This window comes from Streptomyces axinellae (genome assembly GCF_039532135.1).
GTDB lineage: Bacteria > Actinomycetota > Actinomycetes > Streptomycetales > Streptomycetaceae > Streptomyces > Streptomyces axinellae.
Map to the genome: position 1 here is coordinate 355218 of NZ_BAAARJ010000007.1, position 23234 is coordinate 378451.

Genomic DNA, 23234 nt, shown 5'->3' on the forward strand with positions numbered 1-23234 from the left:
GCTCTCACGCACCCTTCACGGCGACGAGACATTCACGATCGACGTTGCGCATCGACTGGGCCGTCGGCCACAGGCCGTCCTTCTTGCCGAAATCGGTGAGGAGCGCCTCGTGCGCACGGCCCTGAGGCTGGTAGTAGAGGCGACTGCCATCGTTTCGCGCGATCTGTGCCTGCTGTCGCCACTCGCCGATCAGCTCGTCCAACTCCGTGGCGGCGGCCTCGGCCTCGTCCGGGTCGGCCCGCCGCACGTGGGCAACCACCAGGTCGCGGACACGATCGACCTCGGCCGGGTGACCGAGGATTTCCCCGGCCTTGTTCTCCGCGTCCAGTCCGATTCCGTGCCGTACCAAGATGGTGAGTACGGCGTGCAGGGCCCTGTTGCGCGACGGCAGTGACCACGGCGTGACGCTCGTCGGCTCCACGTGCCGATAGAGCGAGCGATGGTAGACACCGAACGACTCGTAGTGGGACCGGTCGCGGGGCTTGGTCGAGCGGAAGAGCGTGACGATCAACCCGGGTACATGGCGACGCCCGACGCGACTGGTGGCCTGGATGTATTCCGATGTTGTCTTGGGTTGCCCGTTCATGAGCATCAGACCGAGCCTCGGAACGTCGACGCCCACGGAGAGCATGTTGGTCGTGGCGAGGAAGGAGACACTGCCGGTGTCCTTGAATTCCTTGCCGAGGCGTTCCAGGAGCCGTGGTTGGGCCGCACGGGGGATGTTGCTGGTCAACTCGACGACCGAGTCGTCGTTCAGCTCGCGCCGCCTTGCGGCGTCCTTCGTCAGATGTTCGAGGCGCGCGGGGATGTCGTCCCTGGCGATGGTGATGGTGCGGCCGAGTTCGCGCAGGCTGTTGTGGTAGGCGACCGCGGTCCAGTAGGCGTCGCGGAGGCTGTCGTCGTCACAGATCTCCTTCGGGGCCTGCAACGCGGCGGCCCCCACATGGACCGTCGAGGTCGAAGCGGTGTGTCCCTGCGCCATGACGCCCACGTACAGCCGCCCGGGCCGGTCCTTGTCGGGCGACGCGAAGTAGGAGTTGCCGGCCTCGATCCCGGCCGGGGGGAAGAGCTGTGTCGGTCGGCCGTAGAGGCTGCGGACCTGATCCTGGGAGCGTCGGATCGTCGCCGTCGATGCGATGACCTTCGGTACGGAGCCGCGCCAGGCGCACAGTTCGAGGATGGCGGATTCGTAGAGGCCGACCGTTGTGCCCAACGGACCGGCCAGCAGGTGCAACTCGTCCTGGATCACGAGCGACGGTGCGCGTCTGCCGCCCCGCCCGAAGAGGTTCCCGGCCTGCCGTTCCCAGGCCAGGCGGGCGAATTTGTCCACGGTGCCGAGCACGAACGTCGGAGGGTCCCTGTAGATCTGTTCGTCCACGACGGCCACCGGGAGGTGCTCGTGGAAGACGCAGGTGTCGCGCGGGCAGAAGAACGAGGTCGTGATCCCGTCCGCTCTGATGCCGAAATCCCGGTCGTGCCCCTGCCGCTCCGGCACGATCTCCGTGCCGCACCAGGGGCAACGCTCCAGCAGGAAGCGATCATCAGGTGCGTTCATCTGCTTCAACACACCCAGCTCTTCCTCCGCGTCGGAGATTTTGTTCGGTGTGGTGTCCTTGCCCACCCAGAGCCCGATGGAGATGGTCTCCTCTCCGAGGTCGTGGGGCAGCGGTCCGTCGTATCCCTTCCTGATGTATTCGAGCGCGCAGACGGCCGTCGCCGTGCGCTGGAACTGCTGTGTGGTGAGCAGGCTGAGGGTGTATCGGCTCAGCACCGCGGTGCCGCCGCCGTCCGCGCCGAAGCGCAACCGGCGCCAGAGGATCTCGAAGCAGGCGGTGAGCAGGTACGCCTCCGTCTTGCCCCCTCCCGTGGGAAACCAGATGAGATCGACCGTCTTGCGGTCCTCGTGCTCCGGGTTCATCAGGCCCTCGACCACGAGCAGGAAGTAGGCGAGCTGGAACGGATGCCATGCGTATGCGTCATCGGGCTCAGCCAGTTGGACCACGTCACTGTTTCTGCGGCGACGCCTGCCCGCCAGTTCCGGACGGCTGTGGAGCATCTGGAGTGCCATGGCCCGATTGGCCAGGCGAAAGGCTTCGCGGGCTTTGCCTCCCGCGGAGGTCGACGCGGTGAGGGCTTCCACCCCCGATGTCATGCGGTCCAGCGCGGTCCCGATGCGGTCGAGGATACGTTCCGCGGGGGCGGCGGCCCAGGCCGGCAGGTTCTTCGCCTGTGCTCGCTGGGCCTCGAACCAGTCCCGATAGCCCAGCACGAAGTCGTGGAGTTCCGAACCGAGTTCTGCCACGGTGGCATCGGGGCGGGCCAGGTGCCCGAGGTTGAGCACCGGCAAGTCCTTGGGGCCGTCGGGCTTGATGTGCTCGACCACCTGCTGGGGCATGATCTGGGCGCGAACGGTGGTGACCGGCTCGATGTCGGTGTCCCACTCGACGGCGCATCCGTGCCCCACAGCCCTGGTCACGATGTGCCGGTACTGGACTCGAAGCTCCTGTTCCTCCTTGTCGCGGCTGTTGAGACGGGTGCTCGGGTATTCGAGGACTTCCCCGCCGACCGAGGTCGCCCACAGCTCCGCCTGGAAGAGCATCAGGTCGCGATCCTTGCGGGCGCTCTCCTCCTCGGAGTGGGCGTTGGCCAGTACGCACGTGACAAGGTGGCCGGCGCCGAAGGGGCGCCACCGCACGTGAAGGCGACCGTGCCCCTCCAGAACGGGGATCGGCTCTCTTCGATCCGCGGTGACGGTCGTCGTCGCGCGGAGTCGGGGTTGTCTTCGCCAACTACGGCGCCCGCTCTCGCGGTGGGTCACGTAGCGGGAGGCTTCGCACGTCACCTCCAACCGGGGCGCGTTGGTGAAGAAGGAGAACCCCAGGGAGGACGGAAGCCAGGCGTTCGCCTCGGCCACGGGATCGTCGGCGAAGCTGTCCTCCTCCCCGTTTCCCGCGGACGTTTCGCCGTAGGTCGGGTCCCCGTCTTCCTCCGAGCGTTTCAGCAAAGAGGCTCCGCGCGGATACAGCGTCCCCATCAGATAGCGGCGGTCCGGAGGGTCGGCGAGGGTCTCGTCCTCGGCCCCGGCGGGCCCGACCAACTGCCGGCGGAGGTAGGTCACGAACGCGTCGCGGTGCTCGGAGAACCGTGTTTCGGAGTCGTTCACCGGAGAAGTCCTTCCCGTCGCAGTGTGGCCATGCCCAGGTCCCTCAGTTGCCGTCGGACCCCGGGGCGGCACGCGACCCAGAGGTGGGCACGCGCTCTGGTCCAGGCGACGTAGAGCGCGTCGAGGCGACCTTCGAGGTGTTCGGGTTCGAGATCGATCAGACAGACGACATGGTTCTCGTGGCCCTTGAAGTCGGGTACGGACGACCAGCTGGGGCGGTGCTTCGTGCGGTCGGTCCCGACCACATCGGCGAAACGCTCGATCTTGGCGGCCCGCTGTGACAGACGGGCCGAACTCGCCTGCCAGTCCCCGGAAGCGGACAACAGCGTGATGTCCCGGGGGGAGACGCCCTCCTCCCAGAGCTTGTTCACGTAGGCGTCGAGAGCCGCGGCTTCCTCCTGGACGTCCCGTACCTCGGTGAAACCGACCGGATCGCCCTCCCCGGCGGAGGCGACACCCAGGTCGGCTCCCGTGTAGGAGCGCACCTGTTCCACGATCTGCACGGTGTTACGGCAGTTGCGCCTCATGGGCCCGCAGACGAAGCCCAGCGGTCGCAGGTATTCCCAGGCTTCGGGGTCGAAGGTGTCGGGCGTCAACACCTGGTTGTTCTGGTCCAGCAGGAAGATCCATCGCCCCTCGGAGAGGCCGCCGGGGATCAGGGCCTCCAGTGTTTCGAGGCTGTCCAGGGTCATCAGATCCTGTGCCTCGTCCACGATCAGCTGATCGAAGGTGCGCCCCCGCACCTCGTCGAGGCGCTCGAAGGGCAGGACGGTGATCCCGTGTTCTGCGAGAAGCCGGGCCAGGTGGGTCGCCAACGTGGTGCTCGCGCAGGTGAACAACACGCTCCCATGGGCCGATTTGCGGCGGGCGGCCTCAGCCGCGAGGAACGTCTTCCCGGTACCGGCTCCACCGGTGAGGATGAGGCGCGGGTTCGACTCCAGTTCGTCGAGTTTGCCCAGCTGTTCCTGGGTGAGGCGTTCGAACGCGACATCCAGATGCGTCAGGCGCGACTGCAAATTGGGTACGAGGTCGAATTCCGGCCGGATGGCGTCGAGCATCTTCGTGCGCAGGCCGGCCGGAACCGGAGTGTGGGCCCACCTGTTCCGCGTCAGCCAAAAGCGAGTGGCTCGATCGATGCCTTGTGCCAGACCGCGACCGCCCGCGTAGGCAGTGGCGCCGAGATACTGCTGGGGCTCGAACTCGGTCGTGCGGCTCAGATCGACATCCGTGGTGATCACCAGGTACCCGCTGGGGACACCGTGGTCCCGCAAGTCACCGACCAGGTTACCGATCTGCCGCTCGAACTCGTGCATCCCGCCGCTGGCTTGGACGAACGGGCTCTCCTTCGGCCCTTCTTCACTGCCCGGCGGCCCGTAGTACCAATTCCCGTCGCGCTGCTGGACCCGGCCACCCTTGACCTCGATGAAGAGCAGGAGGTCGGGCGTGATGACGACGAAGTCGATCTCACCCACACGCTTCTTGCGGTGTCGCGGGAGGTGAACAGTGTGCAGCGCCACGCTCCGCTCGTCGGGAATCGCCTTGAGCGCCGCGAAGACACTGCGTTCGGCCCGGCTCCTGGTGTTGCCAGAGATCTCGCTCGGAATGATCCGCATCCACTCTCCCCATGGTCAGGCCGACACGTTCTCAAAGTACCCAGTGAGGGATTCTGCTGGGGGCGTCTCCCGCGAGGAACTGCCGGCGGTTGGAGCGGTGGCCCGATGAGTGATGGACTACGTGGGGACAGCGGCGTAGTGGGGGCGCGGGGGGGGCGTGATGACCACGGAGTGGGGCGGTGCATCCGATCGACCGGTCGGAGACGGCGGTTGGGAACTGCTTGTCGGGCTGGTACGCCGATTCACGGCTGAAGGGGTCGACCGCCGCGCGGCCCTGAGCCAGGTGATGAGAGCCGCGCGTCTCGATACGCGGGAGATCCAGGCCCTGTACGAAGCCGTGACGGTGGCGATGGTGCGGGATGAGGCACCGGAGGTCGCGCGGGACGCGGGTGCCGACCGTGCGGCCGAAGTGGGCGGCGAGCCCGATGCGGACCCCTTGGGGGAGGAGGAGCTCCATGAGGAAGAGGACCTTTCCGAGGAAGAGGAAGTACCGGACCTCGCATCGTTTCGGGGGACGGTGCGTGTCGAGGACCTGGACGCTGCGCGTCGTGCCGCCCGGGACCTGCTCGAACGCGATCGGTGGCGGAGGGATCCGGGCCGGCACCTGCTGAGTGCCGAGGAGGAAGTCGGGCTCTGCCTTCTGTTCCGGGGCGCCTGCGATGCCTCGCAGGAGCTGCCCGATGGATATCCGGCGACACTTCCGCGGGAAAGCGAGGCGTACCGGGCTTTCTCCGCGATGGTTGTTCACAATAAGCGGCTCGTCCATAAGATATTGCAGGGCTCGGGGCATTGGGCGGGAAGCCTCATGCATGAGGACCTTGCCCAGCACGGCATGGTGGGGCTCATTCGCGCTCTGGAGAAGTTCGACATCTCCCTGGGGTGCAAATTTTCCACCTATGCCACCTGGTGGATTCGGCAGCGCATCACACGGGCTGTGGCGAACGAAGGCTCGGCCATTCGGCTTCCGGTTCATGTCTGGACCGATGTGGAGAAGGTGCGGAAGAAGGAACGGGCTTTTCTCGGCCAAGGCAGAATTCCCAACGTGGACGACCTGGCCCTGGCCTGTGAGCTGAGTCCGGAAGCGGTGGCGCGGTGTCGGCGTTTGGGCACACGCGCGGTGCTGTCGCTGGACCAGCCCGTCGGCGAGAACGTGACGCTCGGAGACCTGGTCGTCGACACGTTCCGACCGGTATCGGGGCCGGAGCGCGTGCTGGGACCCGAATTCGAACGGCAAGAGATTTTCCAGCGGTTCGATGCCTGTGTGTTCACGGAGAGAGTGCGAAGAGTTCTTCTGCTCCGGTACGGATTCGTCGATGGCACACCGTGGACACTGGATGAGATCGGTAAGCACATCGGGGTCTCGCGGGAACGTATTCGGCAGATCGAGAAACGCGCACTGCACGAGCTGAGGATCCACATGGGGCTGGAACCCGATGACCCCGACTCGGCACGTCGTCGCCGTAATGCCGCTCGAAAGGTCGCGCAGGAGGCCACAGAAACAACCACTCCTTGCCGAGGCTCGGAGAGGCGGGGGACCAGGAAGTCCGTTGCGGCCTCCGCGCGGGAGGTCGGGGGAGCGTCCGAGACAGAGTTCAGTTCCGATGGGAGAGAGGGAACGGTGACCTCGAAGGGAACAACGTTCGGTCGGTGGTTGGCCGAGCGGATGCGGGAGAACGAGGCGGACGAGGGTGAGTTGGCGCGCCTGCTCGGGGTGCCACGGGTGCTTGTCGAAGCCTGGATCCACGATCGCTCCACGCCGAGACCGGACCACTTGGAAAGGGTGCGGGAGTTGCTCGGAGCCGGAGCCGGAGCCGTGGGCGAAGCCGGAACCCGGGACGAGGACGAAGCCGAACAGGGCTCCGTGATCGATCCGGAACGGCGCGACGGACCCTCCGGGGCATCGCTCGTGTGGTACCACCGCCCCGGACACGAGGACGGCGGCCGGGAACTCGGCAACGCGGCAGCCTTCGCCTTCGAGGCGGACTTGGAGGTCCTGGCCCGTGAGGCGACCCAGAACAGCCTGGACGAGCGCGACAGGAGCAACCAACGGCCCGTCAGAGTCCGTTACGTTCTGCATGAACTGACCGGTGAACCCCTGGCCCGGTTCCGTAAGGCGATCCGCTGGGACGACCTCCGGGCGCACTACGAGGCGGCCTCCGCGCAGGACCAGAAGGTCGGGCGTGTCATCAGCGCCGGCCTTCGTGAGATGTTCGAGCGGGATCGGCTGGTGCTGTTGCGCGTCGACGACTACAACGCCACCGGTTTGACCGGTGACGACTACGAGGACGGCCGGTTCGCCGCCGTGGTGCGACGCCAACTCGAAAGCCGGAAGTCGGACGCGGCGGCCGGCGGCTCCTACGGCCTCGGGAAGGCCACCCTCTGGGCAACCAGCCGCCTGGGCCTCGTCCTCATGAACTCCACGCTCTCCGAACCGCATGAGGGACACACCCGGCGGCGACTGATCGGACGGCTCGATCTGCCCTGGCGAGAGGTGGACGGCAGGAGGTTCGCCGGCCCCGCTTGGCTGGGTCGGCCGGACCCCGAGGCCGACAACGCGGGCGTGGTCCGCTCATGGTGGGCCGACGAGGAGACGGCGGAGGAGTTGTATCTGACCCGCGAGGACGACGATCCGGGCACCTCGTTCTTGATCGTCGGTGCGCATGACGTCGCCAGCTTGGCCGGGGCGGGGCAGGACCAAGAGGGCGACACGGATGACGACGAGGACAGCCTGGAGCGTATGCACCACAGGTTGGTCCGTGCTCTCGGACGCAACTTCTGGGCCGCGATGACAGCGGGAGGCGACCGAGAACCGCTGCTGGAGGCGTCGGTGCGGACGTTGCGCAACGGGGTGGAGCACCTGGAGGAGGTGAGAGTCGATCCCCACGTGCATCAGCCCGCGCGTTCGCGTGCTCTTCGTGCCTTCCTGAGCGGTACCACGGTGGACCGGCTTACCGAAGCGGGCCAGGTTGCCCTCACCACGGTGCCGTTGAAGGTGCCCGAACGGGACGGCATCGCCGGTACGGCGGGCGAGCACCGTGCCGTGCTCCTCGTCACCGAGGCCACGGATGCCGACGGGAAGATCAATCAGGTGACCGCGATGCGAGGCAACCGCATGACGGTCAAGACCCGATGGGTGCCCGGCCTGCCCTTGGGGACAAACCCCTTCCAGGCGGTCCTGCTCGTGGGGCGGGCAGCGGGGGACGAGGCGCCGTTCGCGGCCGAGGCCGAGAAGTTCCTGCGCTCCTCCGAGCCGCCGGAGCACAACAAGTGGGCTCAGACCGAGGAGTTGAGGATGCGCTACTCGCCCTCCGCACACCGACGGATCGCTTCCTTGACGTCGGAGACCAACAGGGCCGTTCACGGGCTCGTGGCGATCCCCAAGGAGAAGAAGCCGAGCGGCACGAGCAAGGTGAGCAGGCGACTGAAAATCTCGGGGAAGCCCGCAGCCAAGGTCCGGGGCACGGTGACGCCACCGAAGCTGGACGATCTGGAAGCCGTGATCGCCCCTTCCGGAGCCTGGAACATCACGGCCGAGGTCAAGCTCTCACCTGGGGACGAGCCCTGGCGCATGAACCCGGTCGCGAAGCTGGAGGTACGTTCCGGCCCGCGTCCGGTGGTCAAATGGGCCGAGTTGACCGCGGTCGACAACTGTGAAGTGAGGGACGGCACACTGCACTTCGCGCCAGGCACTCGCCGTGCCGTGTTCAAGGGCACCACCGATGTGTCCACTCATCCCGTGCGAGCGGCCCTGACGGGTCTCGTCGTCGAACTCCAGGAGAGCAAGGGAGGCATCGCGTGAGGGCCTACCCGTACCCCCGACCGACCGGGGCGGTGACGGCGAGGGTCACGGCCGTTCGGCTTCGAGGACCCGGAGACAGCCGGGAGCAGTTGGACACCAAGGGGTTTTCGGTCGTCGAGCAGGTCGTGGCGCTCGGGAGGGCGGAGAGGGAGGACTGGCACACGGCACGGATCTCGTTGGCGGCGACAGTGCCGGCTCGCGAGATCGAATCGAAAGGCCACTGGTCCGACATCGCGGTGGTCGCCGTCGTGACGGAGGGGGCCACCAACACCCGCACTGTGACCAGGCTGACTCCCGGCCCGGAAGGCAGCAGGGATTGGACCGGTGAGATCGAGCTGAATCGCGAAGACCACCTCGACCGCGCCTCTCTCGCCGTGCACGTGGTGGCCACCGTCGGAGAGGTCGCGGGGCGGATCATCGCCTCCACGACCCAGGACTGGATGATCGATGTGACGGCGGACGTCCCGCTCAGGGACCGCCGGCTCGATGTCACCACCGTCAGCTTCGCGCGCGGCGCCGAGTGGTTGCGAAGCTTCCAGGACGCGCCATGGGTCGTGGACACCTCCGGTCGCATGCCCACGGTCCGCTTGAACTCCGACTTCGAAGGGCTGGCAGCGCTCGTGGAGGGCGAGGGCTCGAAGGTGGAGAAGGTCGTGGCGGAGATGCTGTTGGCCCAGATGTGCGCCGATGTGTGGACCGCTGTATTCCACAGCGCCATCGGCGATCTGGAAGTCGAGGACGACGGGACGCCGCTCCTTCCGCCCGACTGGCGAGGGGCGGTGCTGCGCGAGATGCTTCCCGACATCGTTCCCGGTCGTTCGGCGGAGGACGCTCTTCGCGATGTACACAATCGACGTACCGGAGAGGGGAGTTGGACGGACCTGCAACCGCGCATCCACTACGCCGCCGCACGCCGGGCCGAGGTCCCGAGGACACTGGCCGTCACGGTCCGCGACATCGAACGACTCGACCAGGAGAGCCCCGCGTGACTTCCCGCCCCGAGCACCTGCCGGAACGGCTTGCCCTGCTCTCCGACGCGCAGGCAGCCGAATACATCTCCACAGGACTGCTCGAAGGACGTGAAGACGTCCCTTCCATTGCACTGAACAAGGTCGCCGAGCCACTGCCCGGCGACGACGCACGGCTGCGATTGCACCGGGTACGAGACCTCATCGACGACGCGCTGAACCGCTTTCGCGACGAGCGCCCCACGGCAGCCGACGCGTGGCTGGCGCCGCGCCTGCACGAAACCCTCAGATTGACGCGTCGGGAGGCGGCCGAGAGGCAGCTTTGGACCTACATGGCCCTGGGGGTGGCGCCTGACTATGTCGTCTGGCGGCACCTGTCCGAGCCGAAGGCCGACGGTTCGCGCGGCCGTGTGGCTCGGGAGAAATTCGTCGGTGCGCACTACAAACAGGCGTTCTCACGTCTTTGGTGGGCGGCCGAACTCTTCCGTGACGGCGCGGACTACCAACCCGCCGTTGTGGCCTGCGGAAGCCAGGACGTGCTCAACTCCGCTCTGCGCCTGGACATCATCGACCACCGCCCTACCGCTCAGGCCGTCGTCGGCCTCATGGAGAGGGGGACGGTGCGCACCGGTCGTGAGGTCAACGCCCTGACGCCGGCGATCAACGCCGCCGCGGCGACACTGATGTACGACGTCGTCGCCCCGGATGGGGACAGAGACGGAGAGCCGCTGCGCGAGTGGATCGCGGGGGCCGCCTCGGCGCTCCCGTCTCCCCGGAACCATCTTCCCGAGGGCCCGGATGAGGACCGTGTTCCGAAGGAGTCGGTTCACACACTCATCGCCCACTTCGAGGAGCTGTACGCGGACGCCCCGGTCAGGGGACGGTCTGCGGGCGAGGACGAGTGACCTTGTGCGAGTCCGCTGGGCATCGGCTCCGATCACCGCAGCCGATGCCGCGCAGCTCGTCCGAGAGCGTCCGGGGCACAGCGGGCCACGTGGCAGCAGCAGTCAATTCCTCGTCCGAGGGGGTGTTGTCACGCAGCGCCCGGCTGAGTACGTGCATGCCCAGTCGCGGCGGTACCGCATTGCCCACCTGCTGCGCCTGGTCTTTTCCCGACCAGGGGAAGTTGTGCGGGAAGGTCTGGAGCACCCCGGACTCGGGGATCGTGAAACGGTCGGACTTGCCGACCTCGTAGTCCGCGACGCTCTTGTACACCTTGTTCCGAGAGATCTTCCCCGTGACCGTGAAGGCGGGCTCGGACGACAGCCGCCGCCCTCTGTTCTTCGGATCGCCCCCGGAACCGTAGTTCGAGACGACGAAAAAGGTCATGTCGCCTTCCGTCCGGAGCCGGGACACATCCACGGGGGAATCGTCGGGTTCGCTCGCCGCTTCGAGTGCCTCCGCCATGGATACCCAGGGCCGGCCGGCCCTCGGAAGTGTGGAGTCCGTCGGGAGCATCTCCTCCTGAGCCGTTGCGCGTTTACCTCGACGCAGGTCGAAGGGCAGGTGTGTGGCCCTCGGCGGTCGGACGGTCCCGTCCCCGGGAAGTCGGGCGACGAGTACGGCGCGCGTACGCGTCTGCGGCACCCCGAACTCCTCGGTCTTCAGAGCCCAGCATTCCGCTTCGTACTTGACCCCCTGGAGTCTTCCTTCCCCGCTGCGCAGAAGCTTCGCGTACACCTCCCACAGAGGCAGGACCGCGGGTACCTGCTCCAGAACGATCACCTTGTACGGGTCGCGGCCCTCTGTCTCGATCGCCTTGAGCAACCAGCGGAGAGGCTCCAGGACCAAGGCGGTGCGCAGGTCCTCGTCGAGGGAGTGCAAGTCCTTGTCGATCTCGGCTTCGTCCTCGCCGTGGACGAGACGGTGGATGAAGTCCTTCACCGTGTCCAGCGCGACCCGCCCCGCGCCGGTGCCCGCGACGGAGAACGACTGACAGGGTGGCCCGCCCGCGAGTACGTCGACGGAGGCGGGGATCTCGTCGAAACGGGTCTCGCGCACAACGCTCACGTCGGCGTGGATCGTCGGAAGGCCCGCCGCATAGCGCGTCTCGCACGCGTTACGGTCCCACTCGATTCCGATGCTCTTGAAGCCCAGGAAGTGCGCCGCCACGTCGAGTCCGCCGGGGCCCGCGAAGAGGTCCAGAATGCGGACACCGTCGAGAGGGTGGCCTTGTGGTCCTGGGCTGTTCATGATCCTGAAGTGTAGGCGTTGACCTCGGAGGTTCCAGGTGCGCCCAGTGCGGCTCGGATCGCGAGACCGAGAGCCTTGCCCACCGGCGGTGGTGAGGCGTGCCCGATCTGACGGTAACGTGCCGTCTTCTTCCCGGCGAATCTCCAATCGGGCGGGAATCCTTGCAGGATCGCGGTCTGGTCCGTCGTGATCCTCACCATGCCGTCCCGTCCCGTCTCCGGAGCCCAGGTGAAGTCCGGGCCGGGTACGTGGTTCGCCAGGCTACCTCCGTACACCCCCATGCGGGCCCAACGTTTCCTCGTCCCCGACGGACCGAGGTCCGCCCCTCCTCGCCTGTCCGATCCGCCGACCAACGTCGGGGCCACGCCGATCGCCTGGTCCGCCCACCGATCGGCGTCGCGCCAACCGCCCGCGGCCATCGATCGGCGCAGGGCCCGACCCACGGACAGGTGCTCGCGCACCCTCGGTTCCGGTGGGTGAAAGGCTTCGAAATACCGCTTCTTGAGTGCGACGAGCAACCCTTGTTTCCGCTTCTGCGGCACGCCGAAATCGGCTGCGTCGAGGACGAACCAGAGGAACCGGTAGCCGAGGTGGTCGAGTTCCCTGCGGATGAGGTCGCGTACCGACTCGAAGCCGGGGGCACCCGCGAGCCCCGATACGTTTTCGATCACCAAGGCCCGGGGCTGGACGGCGTGTGCCAGGTAGACGGTCGTCTCCAGCAGCTGAAGCTCGGCCTCGGTGTGGGGGCGGCCCACGGTCGCACTGGACTTCACGCGGGGCAACCCGGCAGCCAGCAGATCGACGTCGTATATCTCCTGGTGTCGCGAAGGGGAGAAATCCAGCAGGTCCGCTTCCAACACCTGCCACATCGGACGATTCATGCGCAGCGTGTCACAGGCCACAGGCATCTTGTCCAGGAGCAGCACGGGCTCGAAACCGGCGTGCTCCAACCCCAGGGACAATCCACCCGCACCCGCGCAAATATCGATGAATCGCAGTTCGCTCATCGGTCTCCGCTCATTTCACCGTCGCGTTCCTCTGCTTGCTCTTTCCCGTTCGACAGCCGCGGCCACCTCGCGCATGACGGCGTCCGGTGGCTCGTGTTCCCAGAAGCGCAGGACCGTCCAACCTTCGGACAACAGCTGTGCGTTCGTCTCCCGGTCCCGTTCGATGTTGCGATCGAGCTTCTGTCGCCACCATCCCGCGTTCGCCTTGGGGCTGGTGGCGTGCTCCGGGCAGCCGTGCCAGAAGCAACCGTCGATGAGGACGGCCAATTTCGCGCGCGTGAAAGCGATGTCGATCTTGCGTCTGCGCATGCCCGGTACCGGATAGTGGGTCCGATAGCGATATCCGGCGGCGTGCAGGAGCTGCCGCACAGCCCGTTCGGCACCCGTGTCCTGGCTGGTCTGTCGGCTCATCCGAGCCGAGACGTCGGGGCTGGAGGCGGGTACGGCACGCATGGCCCCAGTCTCCTCCTTCCGGGCGCCGTTGTGATCCCGCGATGGCGGAGTCACGCCGCGCGGAGCCCCTGGTGCGCGAACGGAGACGGGCCGGCGCCGCGCCGCACGCGAGGTGGAACGAGCGAAGGCTGGGCCCCGACGTGTGCGGGTCGATGACGCCGGCTCCCTCTCACCGCCCCCAATACCCCTGTGGAGGCACCCCCACCTGATGCCCGGGAGCCACCGGGCGCCCCGGGGCCCCTGGATGCCCCGTGGCTCCCGGGCGCCCATGAGCCCCCGGATACCCGTGAGGCCCCGAGGGCCCCCGCGCCGCCGCCCCCCACGTCGGCGCCGCCGGGCGGCTGAGGGAGAGGGCCGCGCTGGTGGTGGGTGGGGCGGCTAGGGGGCGGGCGGTGCGGAGGCGTTGGAGGAGGGCGTGTTCGCGGGCGGCGAAGTCTGGGGCCGTGGCGCCGTTGTCGGCGCGGGAGCGGAGGAGCGCGAGGGCCGTGGCGTCGTGCTGGTAGCCGGCCAGGGTGCGGGCGGCCTCCGGGCCGTGGCTGCGGCGGGCCATGGCGCGGGCCATCGACCTGGCGCGCATCGAGGAGAGTGCCCACGGTTCCGGTTCGCTGAACCAGCCCGCCGCCGCGTAGGCCGACAGCGTCGTGTGGACGACCTTCAGCTCGTGCTGGCGCGACCAGATCGCGAGCCAGGTCAGCGCGGCGAAGACGGGGATCATGAACAGGGCGTAGACGGCGATGAAGGTGAGGTTCTGGAAGGACGCCGAGCCGTTCCATATCGCGTGCAGCAGGGCCGCCGTGAACAGCCCGACGCACGGCACCACCCAGCGCAGCACACGCCGGCGCCTCGGCATGGCCGCGACCATGCCGAACGCGATGCCGGTGAACGAGGTGAAGAGCGGGTGCGCGAACGGCGCCAGCACGATCCGGATGAAGAACGTCGCCGCCGTCGCCGAGCCGGACAGGCTCTGGGGGTCGAGCAGCGAGTCCTCGCCGTACGCCGTGCCCAGGTACAGGATGTTCTCGGTGAAGGCGAAACCGGTGGCCGTGATTCCGGCCGCCGCTATCCCCGAGACGACGCTGTCGAGGTGCCGTCGCCGGAAGAGGAAGAGCAGCACGATCGCCACGGCCTTGGTCGACTCCTCGACGATCGGCGCGATGACGGTGGACCCCAGGGTGTCGGCTTCCTTGGGCGAGTCGACCACGACGGAACTCGCGAGCCAGTCCGTCGCGAAGCCGTTCGCCAGGATCGCCACGAGCGTCGCCGCACACGCCCCCCACGCGAACGCGAACAGATGTGTGCGCCACGGCGCCGGCAGCGTCGCGCTGAGCCAGCGGAACGCGGTCAGCAGCAGCGGTACGGGGAAGAGCGCGAGCCCGAAGCCGACGAGGAGGCCCTGCGTACCGGTCTGTTCGCGCACCAGTGCCAGGATCATCAGCCCGCACAGCGCGAGCAGCACGATGAGCGCGGCACCGCGCAGCGTGCGCTGGTGGCGCTGCCACCAGGAGGGGGTGGGGTGCGCGGGACCCGCACCGTACGGCCATGCGCCGGGAGCGTCCGGGGGCGGCCCGGGAGCGAGGTGACCGGCGGAGCCGCTGGGGCTACCAGGGTTACCGGTGCCACCAGGGCCACCAGGGCCAAGGGGGGCATGGGGGCCGCTGGGGCCGTTGCCGGGGCCGTCGTCCTGGCCGCTGCTCCTCGCGGCCATCTCCGGGAAGTACGGGGTATGCGGCGGGGGCGTGTTCACCGCGCCGGGTGCGGGCGCCCGGTCCGATGGCGCCCGGTCCGATGGCGCCCGGTCCGATGGCGCCCGGGGCGACGGAGCGGGGTAGGGCGTGTACGGCCCGTGGGGCGCGTACGGCGTGGGCGGCGCGTAGGGGGGAGCGGGCGCCGGGTCGTGTGCGTTCTGTCCCGGGGTGCCCGGGGTGCCCGGGGTGCCTGTGCCCGTACCGGCGGCGGCGCCAGGCGCCGAGTCCGAGTCCGAGTCCGAGTCCGTGTTCGGGACCGGTATCGCGTCGGCCGGTTCGGATTCCGATTCGCGTTCCCGTTCGGGCTGCGGCGCCGGGGGCTGGCTGGGTATTCGGTTTCCTGACGGGGAATCCGTCCACCCCGCCGCTCCCGATGCCGCTTCCGGCTCCGCCCCCGGTTCGCTCGGCCGGGCGCCGACCGCGGGACCGACCGCGGAGCCGTCCGCGGAGCCGTCCGTCGGCGGGGACGGCGGCGTGGCCGTCGTGGGGTTCGGCGGCGAGCTGGGAGCGCCGGTTGCCTCGTCATGCACCCATCGACAGTAACCAGTACGGGTGACATGTGCTGGCACCGTGCCCCAACCTCGGCCACGGTCGTCGCCACCTGATGGCTGCCGGAGCCGCCGGAGCCGCCGGAGCCGCCGGAGCTGCCGGAGCTGCCGACAAGGCGGACGCTGCCGACGAGGCGGACGCTGCCGACGCTGTCGGCGACGCCGACAGTCTCAGCGGCGCCGGAAGAGCAGGTCCCGTACCGCGTGCCCCTTGCCGAGGCCCTGTTCCTCGAAGCGGGTCAGTGGGCGGGACGCGGGCCGTGGCGCGTAGCCGCCGTCCGGCTGGGTGTTCTCGTAGTCGGGGTGCGCGGTGAGCACTTCGAGCATCTGCTCGGCGTAGTCCTCCCAGTCCGTCGCGCAGTGCACGAGCGCGCCCGGGCGCAGCGGTCCGGCCGCCAGGTCCAGGAACTCGGGCTGGAGCAGCCGCCGCTTGTGGTGGCGGGCCTTGGGCCAGGGGTCGGGGAAGAAGACCCGCAGCCCCACCAGGGAGTCGGGGGCGAGCATCTCGCGCAGGAGGATGACGGCGTCGCCGTTGCCGACCCGTACGTTCGTCAGGCCCTGCTCGTCGGCGAGGCGCAGCAGGTTGCCCTGCCCGGGGGTGTGGACATCGACCGCGAGGACGCCGGTGGACGGGTCGGCCGCCGCCATCCGCGCCGTGGCCTCGCCCATTCCGAAGCCGATCTCCAAGGTGACCGGCAGATCCGGGTCCTCGAACAGCTTGCCCAGGTCTAGGCGCCGCAGCCCGTCGATGTCGAAGCCCCAGCGGGGCCACAGCCGCTGCAGCGCGGCGCGCTGCCCCGCCGTCACACGGCTGCGACGGGGTTGAAAGCTGCGGATACGGCGCTCGTGATGCGACCCGGCGGGATCGGGCGAGGGCCCGGCCCCCGGCGCGAACATACGACCGGAGCCAGCCTGGTCGCCAGCTCCCGGCTGGGTCTCGTCACGGCCGTCGGCGCTTGCGGGATCGCCGTCGGCCGGAGCGTCGTCTGCGGCCCCGGGGGAGCCGTTCTGGTGAGGGAAGTGCTCGGACACAATGTGTCGATTTTACGGCCCCCGCGACCTTCCCCGGTCCTTCCCCGATCGCCCCCCGGCGGCGCCTGGCCGGAGGTCCGGCGCTGAGCCGGGATGGGTGCCCGGTGCCGGCCGGGACGGGTGCCCGGCGCTGAGCCGGGATCGATGCCCATCGCTGAGCCGGGATAGGTGCCCGGTGCCGGCCGGGATCGGATCGGGCCCCCGGCGCTCACCCGCTCCCCAGCACCCCCGCCACCCGCCGCGCGATCTCGCGGCCGATGGGGAGGGAGGCGGTCGCCGCCGGGGAAGGGGCGTTGAGGACGTGGATCGTGTGGGGGCCCTCGGCGAAGAGGAAGTCGTCCACGAGCGTGCCGTCCCGCAGCACCGCCTGGGCCCGTACTCCGGCGGGTGCGGGGCGCAGGTCCGCCGTCGTCACCTCCGGGAGCAGGCGTCGTACGGCGGCGGTGAAGGCCGTGCGGGACAGGGAGCGGCGCAGTTCGCCCGCGCCGTAGCGCCAGTGTCTGCGGGCTGTCCGCCAGGTGCCGGGGTGGGCGAGCAGTCCGCCCAGCTCGGCGGGGCGCACGACGGGCCAGGCGTAGCCCTCGCGGGCCAGCGCCGGGACCGCGTTGGGGCCCAGGTGCACGCCGCCGTGCACGCCGCGCGTGAGGTGGACGCCCAGGAAGGGGAAGGCGGGGTCGGGGACGGGATAGACCAGCCCGTGCACCAGGTGTTCCCGCTCGGGCACCAGCTCGGCGTACTCCCCGCGGAAGGGGAAGATCCGGGCCCGCGGTTCGTCTCCGGCGAGTCGGGCGAGGCTGTCGCAGTGCAGGCCCGCGCAGTTGACCATGGCCCGCGCCCGCAGCACCGTGCCGTCCGCCGTACGGACGGCCACCCCGCGGCCCGCCCGCCGATCGACGGCGACGACCTCACCGGCGGCGCCGTACCGCAGCTCCGCGCCGGCGTCCCGCGCGAGCCGGGCCAGGGTGCGGGCGACGGCCGTGAAGTCGCACACGCCCGTGGTCCCGACGTGGATGGCCGCCAGGCCGCGCACATGCGGTTCGTACTCGCTTATCTGTGCGGGCCCCAGCTCGCGTACGGGCAGGCCGTGTTGTCTGCCGCGCTGGATGAGCGCGTGCAGCCGGGGCAGTTCCGCGCGCTCGGTGGCGACGATCAGCTTGCCGGTGACCTCGTGCGGAACGCTGTGCTCCGCGCAGAATTTGACCATCTCGGCCGAGCCCTGGAGCGCGAACCGCGCCTTGAGGGAGCCGGGCGGGTAGTAGATCCCGCTGTGGATCACGCCGCTGTTGCGCCCCGTCTGGTGGCGGGCCGGCCCCGGCTCCTTCTCCAGGACGGTGACGCGGGTGCCGGGCACGGCGCGCGTGAGGGCGTACGCGGTGGCCAGGCCGACGATGCCGGCGCCGACCACCAGCACATCGCAGGCCGCTGAACCGTGGGACGTCGTGGACACAGCACCCATCATGACCCGCGCCTCTGACATCGCGCGGCGGCGCCCCTCCCGTCGATGATCAAGGAAATCCCCCCGGCCCGTACCGGCCTACGCCGGGGCGACCAGCAGCGGGCGTGCCCGCTCGCGCAGCTCCGCGACGCGTGGCTCGTCCCCGTACGGCTCCAGGCGGTTGAGCAGGTCGCGGACGTACTCAGTGGTGCGGGCCGAGGAGATGCGGCCCGCGACCTCGACGGCGCGGGTGCCCGCGGCGCAGGCGGCGTCCAGGTTTCCCGACTCCAGTTCGGCGACGGCGGAGACGACGAGCCGCAGCCCGTGCGAGCGGACGAACTCCTCCTTCGGCTGTGAGAGCGCTTTCTCGGTGAACCTGCGTACCTGGCGCGGGGCCTTCAGGTCCCGGTAGCACTCCGCGGCGTCGGCCGCGAGCCGGTCGTAGGAGTAGAAGTCCAGCCAGGAGGGGTCGGGATCGCCGTCGCGCGAGCGCTCCAGCCAGCTCTCGGCGGCGGAGAGCGCGCCGGCGCACGCCTGGGCGTCGTTCGCCTTCGCGTGCGCCCGTGCTTCCACGAGCTGGAAGAAGCTCATCGCCCGCGCCGTCGCCAGCCCCCGGTTGCGCTCCAGCGCGGCCTGGGCCAGGTCCACGCCCTCGTCGGCGAAGCCCCGGTAGGTCGCCTGGAGCGACATGGAAGCGAGTACGTAGCCGCCCAGCGGAACGTCCGCAGCCGCGCGGGCCAGGCGCAGCGCCTGGATGTAGTAGCGCTGGGCCGCCTCCTGCTGGCCGGTGTCGAAGGCCATCCAGCCGGCGAGCCGCGTCAGTTCGGAGGTCGCGCCGAACAGCGAGCGGCCCACCTCGTCGGTGTAGGCGCCCAGCAGCAGCGGCGCCGCGTCCACGCGCAGGCACTCGGGCACCATCGAGGAACGCCAGTCCCCGCCGCCGTACTTCGAGTCCCAGCGGCGGGCCTCGTCGGCGGCCTCGCGCAGTTTGGAGACGTCGGTGTGGCCGACGCGCAGCGGCAGCCCCCCGCCCTCCTCCTCGCGGGCGCGGGCCTCGGCGGCGGCGGGCGAGTTGCCCTCCCCGGCGGCGAGTGCGCCCCGCGCGAGCGCGGCCTCCTCGGCGTGCTCGACGTGGCGGGCGACCGAGCTGTCGGCCGGGGTTATGAGCCAGCGGGAAGCCGGCGTGGCATATGCGCTGACGGAGAACGAGCCCGCGAGGGACTGCCAGATGCTCCCGCCGCCCCGCCGCCCGGCCAGATCCAGTCGGTAGAGGTCCGTCGCCGACTTGACGGCCGCGCCCACGTCGCGCGGGAAGGCGAGTCCGACCTCGGGGGTCGGATCGGCGTCCGCGAGCCCGATCTCGTGCAGCGGAACGGGCCGGCCGAGCTTGCTGCCGATGGCGGCGGCGATCAGGTGGGGCGCCGCACCCTGCGGCACCATCCCCTTCGACACCCACCGGGCCACCGACGTCTTGTCGTACCGGAGGGTGAGGCCGCGCTGTGCCCCCAGGTCATTGACCCTTCGGGCAAGTCCGGCGTTGCTGATTCCCGCGAGTGCGAGGACGGTGCCGAGCTTTTCATTCGGCCCGCGTGACTCCCTGGACATGCGCACCCCTGACACACCGACGACCGCCCCGCGGGGTGCGGGGCCCCCTCCCGTCACCGCGCTCTGCGCGGCACGGAAGCACTTGCGAACACAGCGTAGTTCGCTGAATCCCGACCGTTAAGGGGGCGTTCTCCCGGATGGCGAGATCTATGTCCGTACTCGTGTACGTGCGCGGGTCACGTGCCAACTGAGCGCCGACCCGCGCATCGCGGCCGGAATCGTGTGCGAAATCCGGCGGACCATGTGCTCCCGGTGTGTGGCCGTGCGCCCACTCATGCGCCTGTCCAGCGGGAACGGGGAGCGGTTCCATGAGTCTTGCGTGGGTCGGCCCGCTGCTCAGGATCAGTGGGCTGGGGGACACCGCCGTCTCATTCCCCGCGGGCGGCGGTTTCGGCCCGGGAGGCGGATCGCCGCCTCCCGGGCCGACAACTGTCCGGCCGCGCACGGGCCTTGTGCGAAGGTCCTCCCGTACCTTGCCGCCACCCCGCGGGGACGGCGCGCCACCGCCCTTCCGCCGCCCCGCCGAGACCGTGCCCGTACGCGGCCTCCGGCGGCGAACCCCGAGGCAGACGCCGTGTGATGACGGTGCGCCCGCCCCGCTGCCGCTCCCGTTCCCGGCCCGCCCCCGGCCCGCTTCCGCCCGCGCGCGTAGCCGTCGCCCGAGCCTGGCGCGTGCCGCTTCCGCGAGCCCCCGGGGGCGGCGCGAGCGCCTAACTCCGGCCTTCCGCACCACCCGTTCGGCGCTTGCGCCACGAGCCGTCACTCTTCGCTCGGCGCGGCTGGGCGCATTTCCATATTTGGCCGAATGACATCGGTCGGGTGTGCGGTGCCGGATGCCGAAGCCACCGGTATATGCGCCCCGACGCACCGGCCGGACTCCGGTCGGACTCCGGCGCCGCGGGGCGTACCGACGGCGCGGGAGGAGGTGCGATGTTCATCGCGTTCCACCAAGCTATGCGCCCCTTACGCGCCTCCCGCGCGCCACTCTCGTGGCAACATGGCCGCAACGGCACGGGTCGAGCGGCGCCCTCGCGCCGCCGGGTCCGCCCGCGGGCGGACCGACGACGGCGGCGGACGACCGCGGCGAGCGACAGCGGCGAAGTGAAGGCGGGCGGCGATGCGTTGGTTGGTGGGGTGGAGCAGCGCCTCGGCAGGGTCCAACGGCCGGAACCGCACCCCACGCCCCGAGAGCCACCGCCAGCACACCGCCCCCTCCGGCACTGCGGGCCCCTCCCGTCACGCCGCCTACACCGACCCGTACAACTCCTCCGCCCCGTACGGCTCCTCCACTCCTCACGGCTCCAGCGACCCGTGCAACTCCTATGACCCGTACGACTCCTACGGCCCGTACGGGCACGCCGCGCACACCGCGCACATCCCCGGCTGCGCCTCGGGCTCCACGGCGGACGGCGTGCTCCAGCCCGTTGGCGCCCAGGTGTTGTGGGACGGGCCCGATCCGCTGTGGGCGGTGGGGGACTGGCGGCCGGACGAGATCCGCGTCGTCGAGGCCGAACCCGGCAGCCGCCTCGCGGTGTTCGGCTGCTGCGGAGCGAGCGACGAGGAGCTGCGCGCCGGTCTCGTCGCCGCGCGGGGCGGAGCGTTTCGCCACCTGACGGCCTGGCCCGGCAGTTACACCGCCGTCGCCTGCGTCGGCCGCCGCATCACCATCGCCGCCGACCTGGCCGGCGCCCGGCCCGTCTTCCACGCGCCCTGGGCCGGCGGCACCGCCTACGCGACGGCGGCCCTGCCGCTGGCCGACCTCATCGAGGCGCAGTTGGACGTGGGCCACCTCGCCGCGTTGCTCGCCTGCCCCGACTCCCCCGAAGCGCTCGGCGACGGCACGCCCTACCTCGGTGTGCGCCGGGTGCCGCCGGGCCACGCGCTCATCGTCAGGGACGGCGGCAGCCGCGAGATCGCCGGATACGAGTCGTCGGCCTCGCTCGTCGTCGGCGCCCCGCCCGTCGATCCGGACGCCGCAGTGGCCGGGGTGCGGGACGCGCTCGTGGAGGCGGTGCGCGCCCGGATGACCGCTCCCCGGCACGCGGCCGAACACGACTTCGACGTACGCGACCCGGGGCCCGTGCCCGGTATGGGGCCGGCCGACCGGCGGGCCGCGCGCGGCGGACCCGCCCCGGGCATCGGCGCCGACCTGTCCGGAGGACCTGCTTCCGGAACGCTCGCGCTGCTCGCGGCGGGGCTGCCGGGCATGCCCGGCATTGTTTCCAGCGGTCCCGACGGCCGGTACGGCACCGGCGCCGCCGGGGCGGGCGAGCGCCTGCTGGCCGTCACCTACAACGACCTGACCGTGCGCGGCAGTTCCCCGGCGGGTGACCTGGAGGGGGGACCCGCGGGCGGCCCGGCGGGCGACCTGTCCGGCGACCCGGCCGGCTCCAAGGAAGCCGAGCTGGAGCGGGCCCGCGCCCTCGCCGAGAACCCGCGCCTGCACCACCTCGTCGTCACCGGCGACGAGGCGGCACTGCCCTACGCCGACCTGACCGGCAGCCCCCTCACCGACGAGCCCGCGCCCTCTCTCGTGACGGCCGAACGGCACCGGCACCGGCTCGCCGCCGGCAGCTCCGACCATTTCGTCGGGCTCGGCGCCCGCGAGGTCCTGGACGCGCACCCCGCCCGCCTGGCCGACCTGCTGCTGGACCGGCGCAGACGCCACCTCGTACGCCCCGTCGCCGCGCTGGCCCGCTCCGAGGGCCAGACCGCCGGGCGCTCTCTGCTGGTGCCCGTCACCATCTACCGCGCCGCGCGCAAACTGGCCCGTACCTCCTACCGCGACGGTGTCGAAGAGACGGCCGCGCAGCTGCGCGACGGAACGGTGGCCGCCGCCGCGTTCGCCCCGTATCGGGAGGGAGGGGAGAGCGCCGTCGATGCCTCGGTGGCGGCGCTCACCTGGTGCAGACCGGGCCCCGCCGCGCGCTGGCTCACCGGCGAAGCCCTCGCCGAGGTGTCGCTGCGCCTCGACGTCGCGGCCCAGGCCCGGCCCTCGGTCGAACGGCCGGGCGAACGGCGGGCCCGCGCGGCGCTTGCCCGGCGCGCCGCCGACCACCGCGTCTTCGAACAGGCCGTCGAGATCCGCAACCAGCGGCTGCACGCGCCCTTCCTCGACAACCAGGTCGTCAGAGCCTCCCGCGCACTGCCCGATGCGCTCCGCGTACGGCCCGGCGCGCGCGCCTCCATCCTGCGTGCCGCGCTGGCGGGCGCCGGAGTCCACGAGCTGCCCCCCGGGTGGGGCACGCCCTCCCGTACGGCGCACGAGGCATCACTGCGCGCCGGAATACGGCTCGCGGCCGACGAGTTGACGCAGCTCTTCCAGGCACCGCTGCTCGCCGACGCCGGACTGGTGGAGGCCCGCGTCGTCCGCCAGGCGATCCAGCGGATCGCCAAGGGCGAGCCGCTGCCCCTGGACGGGCTCGCCGACCTGGTCTCCATGGAACTGTGGCTCGGCCGGCTGCTGGCCCGGCGCGGCACCTGCTGGACGGGCTCCGCCGCACCCCGCCGGCGAGCCGCGGCAGCCGGCGTCACCCCGGCCACCCGCTACGAACGCACCCTCCCACCCGGCCCCGGCTGAGCCGCCGGACTACATGCGTGCCGCCTGCTTCGGCTGAGCCGCCTGTGCTGGCTGGGCCGCCTGTGCTGGCTGGGCCGCTGAGCTACGGGTGAG

The 23234-nt window shown here is 70.4% G+C and carries 13 protein-coding genes; 4 read left to right on the forward strand and 9 right to left on the reverse strand.

Annotated features, from left to right (window positions below):
* Positions 1 to 4: 4 nt before the first annotated feature.
* Positions 5 to 3163 (reverse strand): helicase-related protein, encoded by a 3159-nt coding sequence (locus ABD339_RS13425; RefSeq protein ID WP_344565583.1) that lies wholly within the window; start codon positions 3161 to 3163, stop codon positions 5 to 7.
* Positions 3160 to 4776, reverse strand: a complete 1617-nt coding sequence (locus ABD339_RS13430) for a nuclease-related domain-containing DEAD/DEAH box helicase (protein ID WP_344565585.1) — start codon at positions 4774 to 4776, stop codon at positions 3160 to 3162. Before ABD339_RS13430 ends, ABD339_RS13425 begins: the two co-directional genes overlap by 4 nt.
* A gap of 160 nt (positions 4777 to 4936) precedes the next feature.
* On the opposite strand from ABD339_RS13430, the gene ABD339_RS33770 reads away from it, so the two are divergent.
* The 3 genes from ABD339_RS33770 to ABD339_RS13450 are packed head-to-tail and all read left to right on the forward strand — an operon-like array spanning position 4937 to position 10448.
* Entirely contained in the window at positions 4937 to 8575 is a 3639-nt protein-coding gene (locus ABD339_RS33770; RefSeq protein ID WP_425575976.1) for a sigma-70 family RNA polymerase sigma factor, read from the forward strand.
* Positions 8572 to 9564: a hypothetical protein gene (locus ABD339_RS13445; RefSeq protein ID WP_344565587.1), complete on the forward strand. Its 993-nt coding sequence runs from the start codon at positions 8572 to 8574 to the stop codon at positions 9562 to 9564. The genes ABD339_RS33770 and ABD339_RS13445 overlap by 4 nt, the downstream gene beginning before the upstream one ends.
* Positions 9561 to 10448, forward strand: a complete 888-nt coding sequence (locus tag ABD339_RS13450; protein WP_344565589.1) for a DUF6339 family protein — start codon at positions 9561 to 9563, stop codon at positions 10446 to 10448. Before ABD339_RS13445 ends, ABD339_RS13450 begins: the two co-directional genes overlap by 4 nt.
* Here ABD339_RS13450 and ABD339_RS13455 read toward each other — a convergent pair.
* The 7 genes from ABD339_RS13455 to ABD339_RS13485 all read right to left on the reverse strand — a co-directional run bounded on the left by ABD339_RS13455 (position 10417) and on the right by ABD339_RS13485 (position 19561).
* Positions 10417 to 11736: a DNA cytosine methyltransferase gene (locus tag ABD339_RS13455; RefSeq protein ID WP_344565591.1), complete on the reverse strand. Its 1320-nt coding sequence runs from the start codon at positions 11734 to 11736 to the stop codon at positions 10417 to 10419. The two genes, ABD339_RS13450 and ABD339_RS13455, sit on opposite strands and share 32 nt — an antisense overlap.
* Entirely contained in the window at positions 11733 to 12743 is a 1011-nt protein-coding gene (locus ABD339_RS13460; protein ID WP_344565593.1) for a DNA cytosine methyltransferase, read from the reverse strand. The genes ABD339_RS13455 and ABD339_RS13460 overlap by 4 nt, the downstream gene beginning before the upstream one ends.
* A gap of 15 nt (positions 12744 to 12758) precedes the next feature.
* Positions 12759 to 13196, reverse strand: a complete 438-nt coding sequence (locus tag ABD339_RS13465) for a very short patch repair endonuclease (RefSeq protein WP_344565595.1) — start codon at positions 13194 to 13196, stop codon at positions 12759 to 12761.
* Positions 13197 to 13365: 169 nt separating this feature from the next.
* Positions 13366 to 14901, reverse strand: coding sequence for a PrsW family glutamic-type intramembrane protease (locus tag ABD339_RS13470; protein WP_344565597.1), 1536 nt, complete (start codon positions 14899 to 14901; stop codon positions 13366 to 13368).
* Between the two features lie 759 nt (positions 14902 to 15660).
* Entirely contained in the window at positions 15661 to 16521 is an 861-nt protein-coding gene (gene trmB / locus ABD339_RS13475; RefSeq protein ID WP_344565599.1) for a tRNA (guanosine(46)-N7)-methyltransferase TrmB, read from the reverse strand.
* Between the two features lie 208 nt (positions 16522 to 16729).
* Positions 16730 to 17977 (reverse strand): L-2-hydroxyglutarate oxidase, encoded by a 1248-nt coding sequence (gene lhgO / locus ABD339_RS13480; RefSeq protein WP_344565678.1) that lies wholly within the window; start codon positions 17975 to 17977, stop codon positions 16730 to 16732.
* A gap of 78 nt (positions 17978 to 18055) precedes the next feature.
* Positions 18056 to 19561, reverse strand: a complete 1506-nt coding sequence (locus tag ABD339_RS13485; protein WP_344565601.1) for an NsdA family TPR-like regulatory protein — start codon at positions 19559 to 19561, stop codon at positions 18056 to 18058.
* A gap of 1117 nt (positions 19562 to 20678) precedes the next feature.
* On the opposite strand from ABD339_RS13485, the gene ABD339_RS13490 reads away from it, so the two are divergent.
* Positions 20679 to 23141, forward strand: coding sequence for an asparagine synthase-related protein (locus ABD339_RS13490; RefSeq protein ID WP_344565603.1), 2463 nt, complete (start codon positions 20679 to 20681; stop codon positions 23139 to 23141).
* Positions 23142 to 23234: the final 93 nt, after the last annotated feature.